12 protein-coding genes (1 of these 12 only partly in view) are annotated in these 20900 nt (G+C 73.8%); 9 read left to right on the top strand and 3 right to left on the bottom strand.

Annotation, left to right across the window (positions count from 1 at the left end):
- Positions 1–10069: the 3' portion of a non-ribosomal peptide synthetase gene (locus G3I54_RS11685; RefSeq protein ID WP_164613779.1), read on the top strand. 5402 nt of this gene lie to the left of the window's left edge; only the last 10069 of its 15471 coding nucleotides appear in the window; its start codon lies beyond the left edge, outside the window; the stop codon is at positions 10067–10069.
- 94 nt (positions 10070–10163) lie between these two features.
- On the opposite strand, the gene G3I54_RS11690 is transcribed toward G3I54_RS11685, so the two are convergent.
- Positions 10164–11153 carry an ABC transporter substrate-binding protein gene (locus G3I54_RS11690; protein ID WP_239144334.1) on the bottom strand — a complete coding sequence of 330 codons (990 nt, stop codon included), beginning with the start codon at positions 11151–11153 and terminating at the stop codon, positions 10164–10166.
- A gap of 140 nt (positions 11154–11293) precedes the next feature.
- On the opposite strand from G3I54_RS11690, the gene G3I54_RS11695 reads away from it, so the two are divergent.
- The 7 genes from G3I54_RS11695 to G3I54_RS11725 all read left to right on the top strand — a co-directional run bounded on the left by G3I54_RS11695 (position 11294) and on the right by G3I54_RS11725 (position 18051).
- On the top strand, positions 11294–12091 hold the full coding sequence (locus G3I54_RS11695) for a siderophore-interacting protein (protein ID WP_164613782.1): 798 nt from the start codon (positions 11294–11296) through the stop codon (positions 12089–12091).
- Between the two features lie 8 nt (positions 12092–12099).
- Complete coding sequence (locus G3I54_RS11700) at positions 12100–12984, top strand: alpha/beta hydrolase (protein ID WP_164613783.1); 885 nt, start codon at positions 12100–12102, stop codon at positions 12982–12984.
- A complete protein-coding gene (locus G3I54_RS11705) occupies positions 12981–14699 on the top strand; it encodes an ABC transporter ATP-binding protein (protein WP_164613785.1) in 1719 nt (572 codons plus the stop codon). Before G3I54_RS11700 ends, G3I54_RS11705 begins: the two co-directional genes overlap by 4 nt.
- Entirely contained in the window at positions 14692–16413 is a 1722-nt protein-coding gene (locus G3I54_RS11710) for an ABC transporter ATP-binding protein (RefSeq protein WP_164613787.1), read from the top strand. Before G3I54_RS11705 ends, G3I54_RS11710 begins: the two co-directional genes overlap by 8 nt.
- Positions 16414–16542: 129 nt before the next feature.
- Positions 16543–17100: an FABP family protein gene (locus G3I54_RS11715; RefSeq protein WP_164613789.1), complete on the top strand. Its 558-nt coding sequence runs from the start codon at positions 16543–16545 to the stop codon at positions 17098–17100.
- An 86-nt stretch (positions 17101–17186) separates the two neighbouring features.
- Complete coding sequence (locus tag G3I54_RS11720) at positions 17187–17615, top strand: DUF4190 domain-containing protein (RefSeq protein WP_164613791.1); 429 nt, start codon at positions 17187–17189, stop codon at positions 17613–17615.
- Positions 17616–17664: 49 nt separating this feature from the next.
- The gene (locus tag G3I54_RS11725) at positions 17665–18051 is read left to right on the top strand and encodes a VOC family protein (protein WP_164613793.1); all 387 of its coding nucleotides are present in this window, start codon (positions 17665–17667) and stop codon (positions 18049–18051) included.
- Here the strand turns inward: G3I54_RS11725 and G3I54_RS11730 are convergent.
- Entirely contained in the window at positions 18039–18923 is an 885-nt protein-coding gene (locus G3I54_RS11730) for an NAD(P)H-binding protein (protein WP_164613795.1), read from the bottom strand. The two genes, G3I54_RS11725 and G3I54_RS11730, sit on opposite strands and share 13 nt — an antisense overlap.
- 89 nt (positions 18924–19012) lie before the next feature.
- Between G3I54_RS11730 and G3I54_RS11735 the strand changes: the two genes are divergently transcribed.
- Positions 19013–19606: a TetR/AcrR family transcriptional regulator gene (locus tag G3I54_RS11735; protein WP_164613797.1), complete on the top strand. Its 594-nt coding sequence runs from the start codon at positions 19013–19015 to the stop codon at positions 19604–19606.
- 363 nt (positions 19607–19969) lie between these two features.
- On the opposite strand, the gene G3I54_RS11740 is transcribed toward G3I54_RS11735, so the two are convergent.
- The gene (locus G3I54_RS11740) at positions 19970–20896 is read right to left on the bottom strand and encodes a carbohydrate kinase (protein WP_164614126.1); all 927 of its coding nucleotides are present in this window, start codon (positions 20894–20896) and stop codon (positions 19970–19972) included.
- Positions 20897–20900 lie beyond the last annotated feature (4 nt).

Genomic DNA, 20900 nt, shown 5'->3' on the forward strand with positions numbered 1-20900 from the left:
CACCGACGTGACGTTCGGCGTCACCGTCTCCGGACGCCCCGCCGACCTCGACGGCTCGCACGACATGATCGGTCTGTTCATCAACACCGTGCCCACCCGGGTCACCGCGCGCCCCGACCAGAGCATCGCCGCACTCGTACAACAACTCGGGGCGCAACAGGCCGTGCTGATGGATCATCAGTACGAGCCGCTCGCCGAGCTCCAGCGCCTCGCCGGACACCGTGAACTCTTCGACACCCTCGTCCTCTTCGAGAACTTCCCGGTCGACGCCGAGGAGTTGCGCCGCACCGAGGAGCGGGCCGGACTGCTCGTCACCGGAGCGCGTGGCCACGACGCCACCCACTACCCGCTGGTCCTGGTCGCCCTGCCCGGCCGCGACCGCCTCGCCCTCGCCCTCGACCACCGCCCCGAGCTCCTCACCGCCGATCAGGTCGCCACCATCGGCGACCGGCTGCTCGCCGTCCTGGAACAGCTCGTCGACCACCCCGACGCCACCGCCGCCGCCGTCCTGCCCGGCCTCGCCGAGCCCGCCCGCCTCGACGGGCCCACGCGCGCCGTCACCCCGCTCGGCCTCGCCGGACGCTTCCTGCACCAGGCCGCCGAGACGCCCGACGCGCCCGCGCTGCTCGCGGGCGACGAGGAGTGGAGCTACGCCGACCTCGCCGCCCGGGTCACCGCCGTCGCCGGCCGACTACGCGACCTCGGGGCCGGCCCCGAGCGGCTGATCGCCGTCGCCCTGCCCCGGAGCGCCGACCTGGTCGCCGTGCTGCTCGCGGTCTCCGCCACCGGAGCCGCTTACGTACCCGTCGACCCGGACTTCCCGGCCGACCGCGTCGCCTACCTCCTGGCGGACTCCGACCCGCTGCTGGTCATCCGCCCCGACCACCCGGTCCTGGCCCCGGGACCGTACGCCGGCCCCCTCACCGAACTGCCCGGCACCGCGCCCGCGCCCGAGGCGACCGCGTACGTCATCCATACTTCGGGCTCCACCGGCAACCCCAAGGGCGTCGTCGTCACCCACCGGGCCCTCGCCAACCTCCTCAACGCGATAGCCGAGAGCCTGGACTCCGGGCCCGGCCACCGGCTGCTGGCCGTCACCACCGTCAGCTTCGACATCGCGGCCCTGGAACTCTTCGTCCCGCTCGTCACCGGGGCCGCCGTCATCCTCGCCCGGCGGGAGGAGGTCCTCGACCCGCTGCTGCTGTCCGCCCTCGCCGAGCGCACCGGAGCCACCCACCTCCAGGCGACCCCGTCCCTGTGGCGCGGCATCATCGACGCCGCACCGGGGCTGCTGGACGGCCTCTGCGTCCTGAGCGGCGGCGAACCGCTCCCGGCCGACCTCGCCGAACGCCTCGCCACCGGCGGAGCGCGGCTGCTCAACCTCTACGGGCCGACCGAGACCACCATCTGGTCCACCGTCGCCGACCTCGCCCCCGACGGCGGAACCCCGCACGTCGGACACGCCCTGCACAACACCACCCTGCGCGTCCTGGACCCCTGGCTGCGGCCGGTGCCGCCCGGTGTGCCCGGCGAGCTGTACATCGGCGGCGCGGGGCTCGCCCGCGGCTACCTCGGCCGGGGCGCGCTCACCGCCTCCCGGTTCACCGCCGACCCGTACGGCGCACCCGGCAGCCGGATGTACCGCACCGGCGACCTGGCCCGCCTCCAGGACGACGGCGCCCTGTCCGTCCTCGGCCGCACCGACCACCAGCTGAAGGTCCGCGGCCACCGCGTCGAGCCCGGCGAGATCGAGGCCGTCCTGCGCACCCACCCCGAGGTCACCGACACCGTGGTCGTCGGCCTGCCCGACCCGAGCGGCGCGGTACGCCTCGTCGCCTACGTCACCGGCACCGCCACCGGCCTGCGCCCCTACCTCGCCGAACGGCTGCCCGAGCACCTCGTGCCCTCGGTGGTCATGGAGCTGCCCGCCCTGCCCCTCACCCCCAACGGCAAGGTCGACCGGGCGGCCCTGCCCGCACCCCAGGCCTCCGGAGGGGAGCGGGCCCGCGCGCCCAGGGACGCCCGCGAGGCCGTCCTCGGGGAGCTCTTCGCCGATGTCCTCGGCCTCGCCCACGCCGGACCCGACGACGACTTCTTCCACCTCGGCGGCCACTCGCTGCTCGCCATGCAGCTCGCCAACCGGCTCCGCTCCACCCTCGGCGTCGAAGTCGCCCTGCGCGACATCTTCGAGCACCCCACCCCGGCCGCACTCGCCCGGACCGTCCTGCCGCGCCCGGTCGCCCGCACCGCCCCCGTACGACGGGAACGCCGCCCCGGCGAGAGGATCCCGCTGTCGTTCGCGCAGAGCCGACTGTGGTTCCTGCACCGCCTCGACGGCCCCAGCGCCACCTACAACCTGTTCATCGTGGTCCGCCTCGGCGGGGAACTGGACCGGGAGGCGCTGCGGCTGGCCGTCGGCGATGTCGTCGCCCGCCACGAGAGCCTGCGCACCGTCTACCCGGACGCGGACGGGCTGCCCCACCAGTACATCCTTGAGGAGGAGAGCGCCCGCGCCGTCTGCGACCGGGCCGTCGCCGAGGTGGCGGAGGTCGCCGAGGCGGACCTCGAAGCGGCGCTGCGGGCCCGGGTGACCCAGCCCATCGACATCATCGAGGAGATCCCGCTCAGGGCTCAGCTCCTGCGCACCGAATCCGACCACGTCCTGGTGCTGACGCTGCATCACATCGCCGGTGACGAATGGTCGATGCGCCCCCTCGTCGACGATCTGCGCACCGCCTACACCGCACGCGTCACCGGCACCGGCCCCGACTGGCGGCCGCTCCCGGTCGACTACGCCGACTACGCGCTCTGGCAGCGCGAGGTCCTCGGCGAGCTGAGCGACCCCGGCAGCCAGGTAGCCCGCCAGGCCGCCTTCTGGGAGCGGACGCTCGCCGGATCGCCCGACGAACTCGCCCTGCCCTACGACCGCCCGCGCCCCGCCGAGGAGACCCACGAGGGGGCCACCGTCGCCTTCGCCGTCGACCCGGCGGTCCACGCGGACCTGCGGACCCTCGCCGCCCGCAACGGCACGAGCGTCTTCATGGCGGTCCAGGCGGCCCTGGCCGTCCTCCTCTCCGCGCACGGCGCGGGCACCGACATCCCGCTCGGCACCCCGGTCGCCGGCCGCACCGACGAGAAGTTCGACGACCTCATCGGCTTCTTCGTCAACACCCTCGTCCTGCGCACCGACCTGAGCGGCCGCCCCACGTTCCACGAACTGCTCGCCCGGGTCCGGGACGCCGACCTGGCCGCCTTCGACCACGCCGACCTGCCCTTCGAGCAGCTCGTCGACATCGTCGCCCCGGAGCGCACCCTCGCCCGCAACCCGCTCTTCCAGGTCCTGCTGGTCTTCCAGAACGTCTCCGAGGACACCTTCACGCTGCCCGGACTCGACGTCACCCCGGTCAGCGCGGACCCCGGAGTCGCCAAGCTGGACCTCCAGTTCACCCTCGCGGAGCGACCCGACGGGGCCGGCATCAACGGCATGCTGATCTACCAGACCAGCCTGTTCGACCGTGCCACCGCCCAGGCCCTGGCCGACCGTTACGTCACCCTCCTCGCCGCTCTGGTCGCCCGACCCGAACTCCCCGTCCACCGGGCCGCCGTGCTCAGTGCCCCGCAACGGGCCCGGGTGCTCGCGGCCTCCACCGGAGAGGAACGCCCCCTGCCGGAAGTGTCCCTGCCGCACCTCCTCGCCGAGCGGTACGCCGCTGAGGCGTCCTCACCCGCCCTGATCGACGGCGAGGACACCCTTTCGTACGAGGAGTTCGACCGGCGCGTGGGGCGGCTCGCCGCCCTCCTGCGGGACCGGGGCGTCGGCCCCGAGGCCCGGGTCGCCGTGGCCCTGCCCCGGAGCGCCGACCTGGTCGTGGCCCTGCACGCCGTCCAGCGCGCGGGCGGAGCCTATGTGCCTGTCGACCCGGAGTACCCGGCCGAACGCGTCGCCCACATGCTCACCGACGCCGGCCCGCGCCTCCTGATCACCCTGACCGCGCTCCGGGAGCGGCTGCCCGTCCCCGACGGCCTCACCGTGCTGGAGCTGGACGCCCCGGACGTTAGGGCCGAACAGCACGCGGCCCTGGCCACCGGAGTCCACCCCGCCCTGCGCCCCGAGCACGCCGCGTACGTCCTCTACACCTCCGGCTCCACCGGCCGCCCCAAGGCCGTCGTCATCACCCACACGGCCCTCGTCAACCGGCTCCGGTGGATGGCCGGCCACTTCCCGTTCACGGCCGAGGACCGCGTCCTGCAGAAGACACCGGCCGGATTCGACGTCTCCGTATGGGAGTTCTTCCTGCCGATGCTGACCGGGTCGGCCCTCGTCGTCCTGCCCGACGGGCTCCACCGCGACCCGGCCGAGGTCGCCGGGGCGATCATCCGGCACCACGTCACCACCGTGCACTTCGTCCCCTCCATGCTGGCCGCCTTCGCCGCCGAACCCCGCGCCGCCGACTGCACCGGACTGCGCCGGATCATCGCGAGCGGCGAGGCACTGCCCGCCTCCCTGGCCCGGACGGTGCGCCGCGTCCTGCCCGGCGCGAGCCTGCACAATCTGTACGGGCCCACCGAAGCGGCCATCGACGTCACCGCCTGGGAGGCCACCGGGGAGCCGGACGGGAGCGTGCCCATCGGCCGCCCCGTCCACAACACCGGTACGTACGTCCTCGACGCCGGACTGCGCCCCGTCCCGGACGGTGTCACCGGCGAGCTGTACCTGAGCGGCCCGCAGCTCGCCCGCGGTTACCACGGGCGGCCCGCCCTCACCGCCGACCGCTTCGTCGCCCACCCGTTCGGCGCGCCGGGGGAACGCCTCTACCGCACCGGCGACCTCGTACGACGACGAGCGGACGGCGCACTGGTCTACGTGGGCCGCACCGACGGCCAGATCAAGCTGCGCGGACTGCGCGTCGAACTCGGCGAGATCGAGGCCGTCATCGCGGAGGACCGGCGGGTCGCCGCGGCGGCCGTCGTCCTGCGCGAGGACACCCCCGGACGGCCGGTGCTCACCGGCTACCTCGTCCCCGCCGACGGCACCTCGCCCGACACCGGGGAGATCACCGAACGCATCTCCCGGCGGCTGCCCGACCACATGGTGCCCACCGCCCTGATCGCCCTGGACGCCCTGCCGCTCACCCCCAGCGGCAAGCTCGACCGCGCCGCACTGCCCGCCCCCGACCTCGCCGCCACGGCCACCGCCATCGCGCCGCGCGGCATCCGGGAGGCCGTGCTCACGGCGCTCTTCGCCGAACTGCTCGGCATTCCGGCGGCCGGGGCCGAGGACAGCTTCTTCGCCCTCGGCGGCGACAGCATCCTCTCCATCCAACTGGTCGCCCGCGCTCGCAAGGCCGGAATGGCCCTCACCCCCCGGGACGTCTTCGAGCACAAGACCCCGGCGGCGCTCGCCCGCGTCGCCGCGACCGCCGGACCCACCGCCGTGCCCCGACTGGATCCCGCCGGACGGGCCCCGCTCACCCCGATCATGCGGTGGGCGCTCCAGCAGGGGCCGATCGACGGCCTCCACCAGTACGCCCACCTCGTCACCCCGCCGGAGGCCACCCGCGCCACCCTGACCGCCGCCCTCGGCAGGCTGATGGACCGTCACCCGATGCTGCGGGCCGCCCTGGTGGGCGAGCCCGGCCATCAGGCCCTGCACATCCCCGGGCCCACGGACCCGTCCGCCGACCCTATGCTGCTCCCGGTGGACGCGGCGGGGGAGACGGCCGAGCGGGCGGCGGAGCTGACCGCCGCCCGGACCGCCGAAGCCGTCGACCAACTGAACCCCGAACAAGGCGAGTTGGTGCGGGCCGTCTGGTGCGACCGGGGCCCCGGACGTACGGGGCGCCTGGTCCTGGTCATCCACCACCTCGCCGTCGACGGCGTCTCCTGGCGGATCATCACCGCCGACCTCGCCGCCGCCCACGACGACGTCCTCGCCGGAAAGCCGCCCGCCCCGCCCGGCGACTCCACCTCCTTCCGGCAGTGGGCCCTCGGGCTCGCCGACGCCGCGACCACCCCGGCCCGCCGCGCCGAAGCCCCCGCCTGGCGGGCCCGCGAGGAGCGCGACGCCCCCGCCCTCGGAGCCCGCCCCCTCAACCCGGCCCGCGACACCCAGGAGACCGTCGCCCACCTCGAACGCACCCTGGACCCCGACCTCACCCTGGCCCTGATCACCCGCGTCCCCGCCGCCGTCCACGGCTCCGTCCACGACGTCCTCGTGGCCGCCGCCGCCCTCGCCCTCGCCCGCTGGCGCGAGGAACGCGCCGAGCCCTCGGGGCACGACGTGATCGCCGTCGAGGGGCACGGGCGCGAGGAGAGCGTCGTGCCGGGAGCCGAACTATCCACCACCGTCGGTTGGTTCACCAGCTGGTACCCGGTCGCGCCGGACCTCTCCGCAGCCACCGCTGCACCCGGCGACGAGGCCCGCCGCGCGCTCATGGCCGTCAAGGAACATCTGCGGGAGACGCCCGACCAGGGCATCGGACACGGGCTGCTGCACCACCTGGACGACCCGGCCGGCCCCTCCCGCACCCCGGAGATCGTGCTCAATTACCTCGGCCGCTTCTCCGGCCCCGGCGGCACGGCCGACGCCGAACCGGCCGCGTGGACGCCCGCCCCGGAGGCGCTGCCCGCCCTGCGCCCGGTCCGCAACACCGTCCCGGTCCTCTTCCCGCTGGAGATCATCTCCTCCACGGTCGACGGCCCGGAAGGCCCCAGGCTCGCCACCCGCTGGACGTACGCCACCGGCATCCTCGACGCCACCGGGGCCGAACGCCTCCTTGACCTGTGGTGCGAGGCGCTGCGCACCCTCGCCGACGCCCCGGCCGACCCGGTCCACACCCCGTCCGACTTCCCCCTCGTACGACTGGACCAGGGGCAGCTCGACACGCTCCGGGAACGGTGGCCCGCCCTCCAGGACATCTGGCCGCTCACCCCGCTCCAGGAAGGGCTGTACGCCCTCACCCACCTGGCGGGCGACGACCTCGACGTCTACACCATGCAGCTCGCCCTGCGCCTCACCGGCGACCTCGACCCGGCCGCCCTGCGCCGGGCCTACGCCGGACTGCTCGACCGCAACCCCGGGCTGCGCACCGCCTTCGTCGGCGCGGGAAGCCGTCCCGTACAGATCGTGCTCGACGACGTGGCCCCCGACTGGACCGAGAACGACCTGCGCCCCGAGCCCGCCGACGCACGCGAGGACGCCCTGCGGGCGCTCGCCGAGGACGAGCGCACCCGGCCCTTCGACCTCACCGCGCCACCGCTGCTGCGCCTGCGGCTCCTGCGCCTGGGGGAGCGGGAACACGCCCTGCTGGTCACCAACCACCACGCGATCCTCGACGGCTGGTCCGTGCCCGTCCTGATCCAGGAACTGCTGTCGCTGTACGCCTCCCTCACCGGCCCCGCCGAACCCCCGGCCCCGCGCCGGTCGTTCAGGGACTTCCTGGCCTGGCGCACCGCCCAGGACGAGCGGGCGGCGAAGGACGCCTGGCGAGAGGCGCTGGAAGGGATCACGGAACCGACCCTCATCGCCCCCGCCGACCCCGGCAGGCGACCCGCCCTGTCCGACCGGATCCCGCACCGGCTCGACGAGGCGCTGCGCGAACGGCTCCAGTCGCTCGCCAGGAGCGCCGACGTCACCCTCAACACGGTGATCCAGTTCGCCTGGGGGCTGCTGCTGGCGCGGCACACCGGGCGCGAGGACGTCGTCCTCGGAGCCACCGTGTCCGGGCGGCCGCCGGAGCTCGACGAGGTCGAGAGCATGACGGGCCTCTTCATCAACACTCTGCCGGTCCGGGTCGACCTGCGCGCTGGCGGCACCGTACGCCAGGCACTGGCCCGGCTCCAGGCGGAGCAGGCGAAGCTCTCCGCCCACCAGCACCTGGGTCTGGCCGACATCCAGCGGAGCACCGGAGCGGGCGAACTCTTCGACACCCTGCTGGTGTTCGAGAACTACTTCGTCGACGGGGAAGGGCTGCGCCGCGCGGAGCGGTCCGGGGAACTCGCCGTCACCGGCAGCGAACACACCGACGCCACCCACTACCCGCTGACCCTCGCCGTGGTCCCCGGCGGTCACCTCACCCTCGAATACCGGCCCGACCTCTTCGGGCCGGAGGAGGCGGCCGCCCTGCTGGGCCGGCTCGTCCATCTGCTCGCCGAGGTGAGCAGCCGCCCCGACACCCGCGTCCACCGCCTCCAGGCGCTCGACCAGGCCGAGCGCCACCGCGTTCTCGACGACTGGAACCCCGCCCCCCGGCCCCACCCGGACCGGACCCTGCCCGACCTCTTCGCCGAGGCGGCCGCCACGGACCCCGAGGCCCCGGCCCTGGTCTGCGGCGACACGACCCTGACCTTCCGCGAACTGTCTGCGCGCGCCGCCCGCCTCGCCCGCGAACTGATCGCCCGGGGCGTCGAACCCGAGGATCTCGTGGCGCTGATGCTGCCGCGTACCGAGGAGATGCTCATCAGCGTCCTGGCCGTGCACCAGGCCGGAGCCGCCTACCTGCCGCTGGATCCCGACTACCCGGCCGAACGCCTCGCGTTCATGCTCGCCGACGCCTCGCCCGCCCTCCTGCTCACCACCACCGCCCTCGCCGGACGGACCGGACACCCGGCCACCGTGCTGCTCGACGCCCCCGGGACAACGGCCGCACTCGCCGCCCGATCGACCCAACCGCCCACCGACGCCGACCGGTTGCGACCGCTCCGTCCGGAGAACCCGGCGTATCTCATCTACACCTCCGGCTCCACCGGCACCCCCAAGGGAGTCGTGATCACCCACCGGGGCGTCGTCAACCTCTTCCACAGCCACCGCCGGGCCCTGTACGAGCCGGTCGTCGAGCGCACCGGCCGGACCCGGCTGCACGTGGGGCACGCCTGGTCGTTCTCCTTCGACGCCTCCTGGCAGCCCCAGCTGTGGATGTACCACGGCCACTGCGTCCATGTGCTGGCCGAGGACATCCAGCGCGACCCGGAGCAGTTGCACCGCTATCTGCGGGAGCACGCCATCGACTTCATCGAGGTCGCCCCCACCGTGCTCGCCCAGTTGGAGCAGGCCGGGCTGACCGAGGGCGGGAGCTGCCCGCTGCCGCTGCTCGGCGTCGGCGGCGAGGCCGTACCCGACAGCCAGTGGGCCCGGCTGCGCGAGCTGCCCGGCACCGACGTGGTCAACCTGTACGGTCCCACCGAAGGCACCGTCGACGCGATGATCGCCCATGTCCGGGACAGCGAAAGGCAGTTGATCGGCCGGCCGGTGGACAACGCCCGGGTGTACCTGCTGGACGCGGGACTGCGGCCGGTGCCGCCCGGGGTGCCGGGGGAGATGTACCTCGCGGGGGCCGGACTGGCCCGTGGCTACCGGGGCCGGGCCGCGCTCACCGCGACCCGCTTCGTCGCGGACCCGTTCGCCGCCGACGGCGGCCGGCTCTACCGGACCGGCGACCTGGCGCGCTGGACCGAGGACGGGGCGGTGGAGTTCCTCGGCCGGGTCGACGACCAGGTGAAGATCCGGGGCTTCCGGATCGAGCCGGGCGAGATCGAGACGGTCGCCGCCGCCCACCCGGACCTCTCGCGGGCGGTCGTCACCGCCCGGGAGGACGACGGGGTGCGCCGCCTGGTCGCGTACGCGGTGCCCCGGCCGGGCACCGCCCCCGACCCGGTCGCGCTGCGGGCCTGGCTCGCCGAGCGGCTGCCCGCGCACCTCGTTCCGGCGGCGGTCGTTCTGCTGGAGACGCTGCCCATGACCGCCAACGCCAAGCTGGACCGGGACCGGCTGCCCGCCCCGGACTTCGGCGCGGCGGTCGGCGGCCGGGAGCCCGAGGGGGAGCGGGAGAGGGCGGTGTGCGCCGCCATGGCCGAGGTGCTCTCGCTGCCCAGGATCGGCGCGGACGACGACTTCTTCGCCCTCGGCGGCGACAGCATCGTCACGGTGCGGCTGGCCGGGGTCCTGCGGGCCGGGGGCTGGGAGGTCGCCCCGCGAGACGTCTTCCGGCACCGCACGGCCGCCGGCCTCGCCGCCGGACTACGGCGGCAAGGCACGAGCGAGCCCGTCGTCGGCGGGCGCGACGGTGGCTGACCGGACGCAGCATGCCCGAGGGGGATCCGGCCGGTGCCGGATCCCCCTCGGGTGCGCCCCGCGGACCACGGGCGCGACGTGGCCCGGCGGCCCGCTACATCTTCTTGAGCATGCCCTCGATCTCGTCGACCGTGGCGATGGCGAAGGTGTAGTTGGCCATCACGAAGTGCCGCGAGGGGAAGGCCCGTCCGGCCTTGACCGCGGGCACGCCCTTCCACAGTTTGTGGTCCAGCAGCTGCTGGGTGGTGGGCGTCGCCTTGCCGTCGGCCTGCACCGAGTAGATCAGCGCGTCGCAGTCCTTGAGGACGTCCATCTCCTCGTAGCTCTTCGGCACGAAGCCCGCCTCCTTCTCGGGCAGCCCCGCCCCGATCCGCAGACCGACATCGCGCATCACGGTGACCAGCGGCGTCCCGAGGAAGAACTTGCCGTTCGGGCCGCCGCTCAGCGGGGCCCAGGTGGTGGTCTCGATCTGCTTGCGGTAGGCGGTCTTCACCTCCGCGATCCGGCCCTCGTACTCCTTCTTCTTCTCGGCCAGCCGGCTCTCGCGGTTGACCGCCTTCGCCAACTTGGCGATCTGCTCGTTCCAGAACGCCCCGCTGGTGTGCCAGTCGAAGTAGGCCACCGGCGCGATGGTCTTGAGCGGAGCCGACTTCTCCTTGTAGAACTGATCGATGATCAGATCAGGCTTCAGGGCCGCGATGGCCTGGGAGTTGGGCGTACCCGACGCACCGATCGTGGCGACGCCCTTGAGCTGCTCATAGCTTTCCTTGGGCAGCAGCTGAGGGTTGGCCGCCCCGTCGGGGATGCCGACGGGAACGATTCCGAGGTCGAGGAGCATCAACGCGTCGTAGTTCTCCAGAACCACCACCCGCTTCGGATCCTGCGGGACCTTCACGGTCCCGTTGTCCGTCTCCAGGCTGCGCGTCGCCGCGCCGGACGGCTCCTTGGAGCCGCCGTCCGACGTCTTGCCGTCGGACTCGCTCACGCCACAGGCCGTCAGCCCTAACGCCGCCGCGGCACCCGTGAGTCCGCCGAGGACGCGCCTGCGCTCCACCGGTCCGGACAGGAAACGTGAACGTGCCATGTTCACTCCTTCGTTCAGAAACAGAGAGATCTTCCGGCCGCATCGGAACGCAGCCGGAAGTAAGGTATGCCTAACCTATCGCTTCCGGGCAGGATTCAGGGAGCCGACCGTCCCGATCAGTCATGAGGAGTCCGCACGCCATGAGTACGGCCGCGACCGACGAGCGCCGAAACCGCAGGCCAGGGCGCATACATGTGACCACCGTGCGCAGAATGCGCCGCATCACGCCCCGCATGGTCCGGCTGACCCTGGGAGGTGATGACCTGTCAGAATTCAGCAGCAATGGGGGTGATCAGCATGTCGCCCTGTATTTCTACGAGCCCGGCGTCGAACTGCCCCGGCCCTTCACGACCGAGGCGGCCCGAGCCCTGCTGCCCGTCGCCACACCACGCCTGCGCCGCTACACCATCCGCGACCACCGCCCCGAACTCCGCGAGGTCGACATGGACTTCGTGCTGCACGGCCCCGACCAACTCGCCTCCGGGTGGGCCGAGCGGGTCCGGCCGGGGGACGAGGTGATCTGGTTCGGCCCGAGCCCGGCCTACCCGGTGGCCCCCGTCACCGATTGGACCCTCCTCCTGGGCGACGAGACGGCGCTGCCCGCCATCGGCGCGATCCTCGAAGAACTCCCCCCGGGCCACCAGGTCCTGGCCGCCGTCGAGATCGCCGACCGGGCCGAGGAACAGCCCCTGCCCACCCGGGCCGACGCCACCGTCACCTGGCTCCACCGCCACGACCGCGCCCACGGCGACCTCCTGCGCGAACATGCCACCGCCCTGCAACTCCCGGACGGCCAGGGGCGCGTGTGGGGCGGCGCGGAACGCGGTGTCATGCGGGAGCTGCGCCACCACTTCGTCCAGGTCCGCGGCCTCGACCGCGCCGACACCCACCTGACCGCCTACTGGACCCAGGGCGAAACCCAGGACAGCGAGGTCTGACCCCCACCATGCCTTCCGCATTCCTCAACGGCATCGACCTCGTCCACGACGACACGGGCGGCGACGGAGAGCCCGTGCTGCTCGTCAACGGCACGGGCGCCACCCGCACCGCCTGGCGCGCCCACCAGACCCCCGCCCTGGTCGCCGCGGGCTACCGGGTCATCGCCCCGGACAACCGCGGCATCCCGCCGAACGCCTTACCTCCCGGCGGCATCACCCTGGAAGCCATGGCCGCGGACCTGGCCGCGCTGATCGAGCACCTGGCCCTCCCGCCCTGCCGCGTCGTCGGCTTCTCCCTCGGCGCGTCGATCGTCGGCGAACTCCTCCTCACCCGGCCCGAACTCGTCAGCCAGGCCGTGCTGATGGCCGGCCGGGCCCGCGTCGACCCCTTCGGTTCCGCCGTCTCCCGCGCGGCCGCCGACCTGTACGACAGCGGAGCCGCCGTCCCCGCCTCGTACCACGCCGTCTTCCAGGCCCTGTGCTACCTCTCGCCGCACACGCTGCGCGACCCGAGCGCCGTACGGGACTGGCTCGACGTCTTCACGTACGCCGACGGCGCGACGGGCCCGGGCGTCCGCGCCCAGTACGAGGCGATGGGCGACACCGACCGGCTGCCCCGTTACGCCACGCTCGACGTACCGCTCCTGTGCATCGGCTTCGCCGACGACGTCATGATCCCGGCGGCGGCCACCCGGGAGATCGCCGACACCGTCCCCGGAGCCCGCTACACCGAGATCGAACGCTGCGGCCACTACGGCCATCTCGAACGCCCCGCGGAGGTCAACGCCGCCATGCTCGACTTCTTCGCCCGCCGCTCCGGGGACGCGTGCCCCGCGGCCCCCGGTCGCGTCGCGTCCGCACCCGCCCCCGCACGCGGACGGGGTGGAGCGTGAACGCCCCGGCCGAGCAGCCGCGCCCGTACGAGCCCACCACCCGCGACGGGCTGAGACTCCTCGCGGGCTGCCTGAGGGACCGTCCCGCCCTCGCCGCGCTCGCCGTCCTCGGCGGACTCGTCTACCAGCTCGCGCTGATCGCCCTGCCCTGGTTCATCGAACGCGCCGTCGACCAGGGCATCGTCCACGAGGACCGCTCCGCCCTGTGGCACTGGGCCCTGATCATCGTCGGGGCCGGCATCCTCGCCGCCCTCGCGGAGATGGTCCTCGGCTGGTACTCCACCCTCCTCGCCACGACCCAGGGCAACCGCCTCTACATCGCGCTGGCCGACCGCGTCTCCCGCCTCGACGCCCGGGCCGTCGCCCGGTACGGGGAGGGCGACCTCGGCATGCGCGGCACCCGCGACGTGGACCTGGTCCGCGGCTGGCTCTCCGGCGTCGCCTCGTTCCTCACGGGCGTCACCGGCTTCGCCGTCATGATCGTCGCGATCATGCGGCTCGACCCGCTCCTCGCCCTGATCTGCCTGCTGTGCGTGCCGCCCCTGGTATGGATCAACACCTATTGGTTCCCCAAGCGGTTCGGCGCGGCCAACACCGCGCTCTCCGCCGCCCACGGCAGCCGCGCCGACGCCGTCGAGGAACTGCTCTCCGCCAGCGCCGCCGTCCGCGGCCTCGGCGGCGAACCCGCCCTGGTGCGACGCCACCACGAGCGCAGCGCCACCGTCACCGAACACACGCTCACCACCGGCCGGGTCTCCGCCGGCTGGGCCGCCCTCTCGCCCTTCGTGCCCGCCCTCGCCATCGGCGCCGGGCTCGGCCTCGGCGGCGTCGCCGTGCTGCGCGGCACCATGTCCGTCGGCGGCATCGTCGCCTTCACCAGCTGGATGAGCATGCTCGTCCTGTGGGTCGGCGTCATCACCCTGCGGATCAGCCAGCTCAGCCAGGCCACCACCGCGGCCCGCCGCCTCCAGGACGTCCTGCTGCCGCACCCCACGGACCGGGCCCCGGGAACGGCGGCGCTGCCCGCGACCGGCGACCTCACCGCCGAGGGCGTCGGCCACAGCGCCGGGGGACACCCGATCCTCGCCCCGGTCGACCTCACCGTGCGCCCCGGCGAACTCGTCGCGGTGACCGGCCCCACCGGCTCCGGCAAGACGACGCTGCTCAGGATCCTCGCCGGGCTCCTCCCGCCCACCACCGGCACCGTGCGCTTCGGTGGCCGCCCGCTGGAGGAGGCCGACACCGCCGAGGTCCACGCCAGGCTCGGCTACGTACCCCAGCGCCCCGTCACCGTCAGCGGCACCCTCGCCGACAACCTCCGGCTCGGCTCCGCCCACACCGACGACGAACTGCGCCGCGCCTGCCGTACCGCCGCCCTCGACGACTACCTCGACGCGGCCCCCGACGGACTGGACACCCTCGTCGGTGAACGCGGCAGCACCCTCTCCGGAGGCCAGCTCCAACGCCTGGCCCTCGCCCGCGCCGTCCTGCGCAAGCCACCCGTCCTCCTCCTCGACGACATCACCTCCGCGATCGACACGACCACCGAACGCACTCTGCTGGAGAGGCTGCGCGCCTGGTCCGGCGAGACCGCGATCGTCTGCGCCACCCACCGCGGCGGCTTCCTCGACGCGGCCGACCGCACCCTGACCCTCGCCCCGGCCGAGGCGGCCGCCCCCGACGACATGGAAGAGCGGGTGACCACCGGTGGCTGAGCACCAGCGCCTCACCGCGACCCCCGACCAGCGCCGCGTACTGCGCAGGGCCTGGCCCCATATGCGCCCCGAGCGCCGGGGCATCACCCTCGCACTGCTGGCCGGCGCCGCCGCGACCGCCACCACCGTCGCCGTACCCGCCGTCATCGGCGCGGGCGTCGACCAGATCCTGGAGCGGGACCGCTCCGGCCTGTTCACCGCCGTCGCCGCCCTGACCGTACTGGCGCTGCTGCGGCTGTTCCTGTTCCGCCAGTCCGAACTGCTCCTCATCGCCGTCGGCGAACGCGTCGTGCGCGCCCTGCGCGAACTGGCCGTCACCCGGCTCTCCCGGGCCCCGCTCCGCTTCCTCGAAGCCCACCCCTCGGGCGATCTGCTCAGACGCACCACCACCGAGATCGCCGACCTCGCCAACTTCGTGCGCAGCCAGCTCCCCGACGTCCTCACGGTCGCCGCGTATCTCCTCTTCACGACCGTCCTGCTGCTCACCTACTCGCCGCTGCTGACCCTCGCCCTGGCCCTGGTGTTCGTCCCCGCCATCGTCGGCGTCCTGCGGCTCTTCAAGAAGGCCGCCAACCCGGCTTTCGCCGCCGAGGCCGCCGCCGCCGGCACCGTCGCCACGACCTACCGCGAACTCGTGCAGTCCCGCGAGATGCTCCAGACCGGCGGCGGCATCGGCTTCTGGCGCGAGCGCTTCCTCGCGGACAACGAACGGCGCTACCGCGCGGCCCGGCGCAGTCAACGCAGCCTGTTCCTGATCAGCCTCGCCCGGATCGTCCAGAGCCTCACGACGGCCGTGCTCCTCCTGGTCGGCGGCTGGCTGGCCGCCCGGGGCTCCATCAGCGTCGGAACGGTCGTCGTCTTCATCCTCGCCACCCGCCAGCTGTTCGACTCCGCCACCCAGGCGTCCAACCTCGTCGGACAGGTGCAGATCTCCCTCGTCGGCCTCGCCCGGCTGCTCGACCTGCTGACCACCACGGCCCCCCGCGCCGAGATCCACGCCCCCCGGCCGGCGCCGGACGACGCCGCGCCGCGGGGCCCGGTCACCGCCGAACGCGGCGCCCTGGACATCGAGGACCTCCACTACTCCTACGTGGCGGGCACCGAAGTCCTGGGCGGGCTCTCCGTACGGGTGGAGGCGGGCGAACGGGTCGGACTCGTCGGCCCCACCGGCTCCGGCAAGACGACCCTCGCCAAACTGATGACCGGCCTCTACACCCCGGACAGCGGCACCGTCCGCTACGACGGCCACGACCTCGCCGCCCTCGACCCCGCCGAACTGCGCCGCCGGATCGTCCTGATCCCGCAGCGCGTCCACATGATCGAGGGGACGCTCCTCGACAACCTCCGGCTGGTGCCCGGCGACCCCGACGAGCACAGCATCGCCGAGGCCGTCGAACACCTGGGCCTCGCGGGGTGGATCGGCTCGCTCGACGAAGGCCTGCACACCGACCTCGGACGCGGTACGGGCCGGCTCTCGGCCGGTGAACTCCAACTGATCGGCCTGGTCCGCGCGGCGCTCCTGGACCCGGCGGTCCTGGTCCTCGACGAGGCCACCGCCGACATCGACCCCGCGACGGCACGCACCCTGGAATCCGCGATCGACACCCTGCGGGCGGACCGCACCCTCATCGTCATCGCCCACCGCGAAGCCACCATCAAACGGCTTCCCCGCATCATCCGACTCGACGAGAACGCCCTGCTCGCCCACAACTGAACTCCGGTCGGAGGCGGCCCCGCACCTCCCGGTGCGGGGCCGCCGCCCGCTGATCCTCGGCCGACGGTCGGACACCCCCTAGGCTGCGACTCCGAGCCGGCCCGACCCGACCCAGGAGCGCACACCCTCATGCACGACCCCGTCCGCCAACTCCCCTTCCCCGACGCCCTCCGCCCGGACGCGTCCCCCGCACCGCATCCGCTGCTCGCCCCGGTGACCGGATACCTCGGCACCTGGCGGGGCACGGGCCGGGGCGGGTATCCGACGCTGGAGGCGGAGTTCACGTACGCGCAGGAGGTCACCTTCAGCCACGACGGGCGGCCCTTCCTCGCGTACGAGGCGCGGGCCTGGCTGCTCGACGCCGACGGGCGCCCCCTGCGACCGTCCGCCCGGGAGAGCGGATGGTGGCGGCTGCAGCCGGACGGGCGGGTGGAGGCCCTGATCACCCAGCCCACCGGCATCGCGGAGATCTCGGTCGGCCACGCCCGCGACGGCGCCGTCGACCTCGCCACCGAACAGGTGTCCCTCGCCCCCACCGCCAAGGAGGTCGAGGCCACCCGCCGCCGCTACACCCTGACGGACCGGGACACGCTCTCCTTCGTCCACGATCTCGCCGCGATCGGCCGGCCGCTTCAGCACCACCTCTCGGCCGAACTCCACCGAGAAGCCCCTGGCCAGCGCGTTTAGTTGCCGGAGCGTGACCAAAGCGGCGATTGGCCGCCGGAGTGCGGGGCAGGTGCACGGGAAGCCAGGAGAACAGGAGCACCATCCCGATGTCCCTTCCCTCGTACCCGGATCCCTCGTACCCGGGGCAGCCCGCGGCCGGTCAGGACCCCTACGGCGGCCAGGCGCCCGCACGGACCAACGGCTTCGCGGTCGCCGCTCTCGTGCTCGGCCTCGTCGGCTGCCTGCTCTTCTGGACCGTGGTGGGCGGGCTGCTCCTCGGCCTGCTCGCCATCGTCTTCGGCATCGTCGCCGCGCTCCGCACCCGCCAGGGCCGCGCGCCGCGCCGGACGATGGCGATAGTCGGGGCCGTGTTCGGGGCGCTCGGGCTCATCGGTTCCGCGGTCGTCCTCGTGGTGGCCATCTCCGTGCTCGACTCCGAGGAGTTCAAGAACTTCGAGGACTGTATGGACCGGGCCAGTGGCCAGGCGGCCGAGAACCGGTGCACGGACGACTTCATCGACGAGCTCAGCAACTGACGGACCCCGAAGGACCCGCCCCGCAGGTCCGAAGGCGTACGCTCGGCCCATGGTGCACGTACTGAGCAGCAGGATTCTGCTGCACCCCACCGATCCCGAGCGTTCCCGCGCCTTCTACGGCGAGGCACTGGGCCTCGCCGTCTACCGGGAGTTCGGTACGGGCCCCGAGCGCGGCACGGTCTACTTCCTCGGCGGCGGGTTCCTGGAGGTCTCCGGCCGGAGCGAGGAGCCGCCTTCGTCGGCCGTGCGGATCTGGCTCCAGGTCGACGACGCCGAGGCCGCCCACGACGAACTGCGGGCGAAGGGCGTGAGCGTCCTGCGACCGCCGCAGCGCGAGCCCTGGGGACTGGTCGAGATGTGGATCGAGGACCCCGACGGGGTGCGGATCGCCGTCGTCGAGGTGCCCGACGACCATCCGCTGCGCTACCGGCCCTGAGCGACGGCCCCGTCCGTCAACGGCCGCAACTCCCGCGCCACGAACGTGTCGAAGTCGCCCGGCGGCCGTCCGGTGAGCCGCAGCACGGTGTCGGTGACCCGGTCCTCGGCCCCCTCGGCGATGGCCCGGTCCAGTCCGGCGAGCAGCTCCGCGAACGGGACGGGTATCCCGGAGGCGGCGAGCCGGTCGCGCATCGCCTCGTGCCCCAGGTGCTCATGGACCACCGGGCGTCCGGTGCCCCGGCCGACGGCCGCCGCGACCTCGTCGTAGCTCAGCGCCCGGGGGCCGGTGACGACCAGGTCGGTGTCGGGGGACCGCTCGTCGGTCAGGGCGTGTACGGCGACGGCGGCGATGTCCTCCGCGTCCACGAAGCCGACCCGCCCGCCGCCCGCGGCGGTCCTGATGACCCCGGCCTCCCGGATGCTCAGCGCGTGCAGATGGTCGCCGGTGAAGTTCTGCATGAACCAGGACGGCCGCAGCACCGCCCACGCCCCGAAGAGGTCCGGCAGAGCCTGGTGGACGAGGCCGGTCGCGGGCCCGCCCATCGGGATGGCGGAGGAACTGAGCAGCACCGCGCGGCCCACACCGGCGTCCCGGGCCCGCTCCAGGAAGGGCAGCATCAGCTCGGCCGGCTCCGGATGGCCGACCGGCGGCACCAGATAGACCCGGTCCACGCCGGTCAGCGCCGGACCGTGGCTCGCGGAGTCCTGCCAGTCGAAGCGGACCCGCTCCGCGCCGGGAACAGGGCGGGCGGCCCGGGAGGCGGCGCGCACCCGGTGGCCCGCGGCGGAGAGCCGGGCCGCCACGCGGCTTCCGGTGGTGCCGGTCGCACCGATGACCAGGGTTGCCGCGGGGGTTGAGTCGGGCTTCATGAAGGCTCCGTCACCTAGAATGTGGACCCTGGGTCCGTTTCGTGGTCGACGATACGGACCGCTGGTCCGTTTTGCAATCGAGGAGCGCCATGACCGCCCGCACGCCCCGCAAGGACGCCGTCCGCAACCGTGCGGCCGTCCTCGCCGCGGCCGATGACCTCTTCGCCCGCAGTGAGAGCCCCGCGGCCATCACGATGGCCGACATCGCGGCGGCGGCCGGCGTCGGCAAGGCGACCCTCTTCCGCGGTTTCGGCGACCGCACCGGGCTGATCCAGGCGCTGTTCGCCGCCCGTCTCGAACCGATCAGGGCCGCCGTCGAGGACGGCCCTCCGCCGCTGGGCCCCACGACCCCGCCGCACCGGCGGATCCCCGCCCTGCTCGATGCCGTCCTGTGCCTCAAGCTCGACAACCGGCACCTCGCCCTCGCGCTGGAGGACACCGGCGACGCGGGCCCCTACCGGGCCGAGCACTACGAACGCTGGCACCGCGTCCTGCGGGACATGCTGGACCGGATCGACGGCCTCACCGACAGCGCGTTCGCCGCCCACGCCCTGCTGGCGGCCACCCGCGCGGATCTCGTCGAACACCTGGTCACCGGGCAGGGCATGTCGCACGAGGAGATCCGCGCCCACCTGGCGCGGTACACGGCCCAGGTCATCGGAGCCGACGCGCCGGAAGCCTGACCGGCCGCCTCCGCACACCTGTCCACACCCGCCCGGTGCGCACCGCCGGTTGCATGCGCACCGGGTGTTTGCCACGGTGTCCCTGGGCAGGCGTCCTGGTGATCTCCGGGCCGTGCCGCCCGCAGACCGCCCGCAACGGAAGCACACAGCAGAGAAGGAGGGGTTCGATGTCCTCGAAGCGACGTCGCAAGAAGAAGGCCCGCCGCAAGAACGGCGCGAACCACGGCAAGCGTCCCCAGAGCTGAGACGACGACGCGGCCCCACCGGGCGGAGGAGCCCGGTGGGGCCGCGTCGGTTTCCGTGGGCCGGGGGAGGGCCGTGCGGAACTCGGGTCCTGATGGTGATGCCCGACCAGCGCCGGGTTCACACCCCAAGCGGTGCCGTTGGTTCCGTTCCCGCCCGGGCGCAGACCGACGCCGCCGTGCCGACCGCGTACTCCAGCATCGCCTTCGTCCGCCCGGCGGACAGCGCCGGATCCCACCCGGCCTCCACCCCGAGCCAGGTCAGCATCCCCGCCATGAACGCGTCGCCCGCGCCGATGGTGTTCACCACCCGCACCGGCAGGGCGGGAACCGAGACCGCCGGGGCGTCATGGACGTACGCGGTCGCGCCCCGCGCCCCCCGTGTCATCACCACCAGCCGCCCCTGCCCGGCCAGACTGCGGCAGCTCGCCTCCGGGGCCGCGTCCGGCCACAGCCGCACCAGGTCCTCGTCGCTCGCCTTCACGACCTGCGCCAGCGAGCACAGCTCGCGCAGCCGGTCCGCACTCCGCACCGGATCGAGCGTCCGGTCCTCGCGCACGTTCGGGTCCACCGCGAGCAGCCCCGAGCGGGCCGCCGCCCGCGCGGTCGCGGCCACGACACCGGCCGCCGGCTCCACCACCGCGGCGAGCCCGCCCACGTACACCGCGCCGAAGCGCGCCGCCTCCGGCGCCCGGTCCGGCAGCCGGAAGGTCGCCGTGTCCCCGAGATGGAAGTGGTACGTGTTCCCGTGATCGCCCGGGTCGGCCACCGCGAGCGCCGTGGGCAGCGCCGACCGGGCACTCAGCGAGAGGTCGACGCCCGCACCGGTCAGCCATGCCTCGATACGGCCCCCGAAGGCGTCGTCGCCGAGCCCGCCCACGAAGGACGGCCGCCCGCCGAGCCGGGCCAGGCCCACCGCGACGTTCGCGGGCGCGCCGCCCGGCTGGGCCGACAGCACCCCGGCGGCACCGCCGGCCGGGACCAGATCCACCAGCGCCTCGCCGAGCACGAGGACGGCGCCGGGGTCCGGAGCGGCAGCCGGGGTCATGGAC

The organism is Streptomyces sp. SID14515, assembly GCF_010548505.1.
Taxonomy (GTDB): domain Bacteria; phylum Actinomycetota; class Actinomycetes; order Streptomycetales; family Streptomycetaceae; genus Streptomyces; species Streptomyces caviscabies.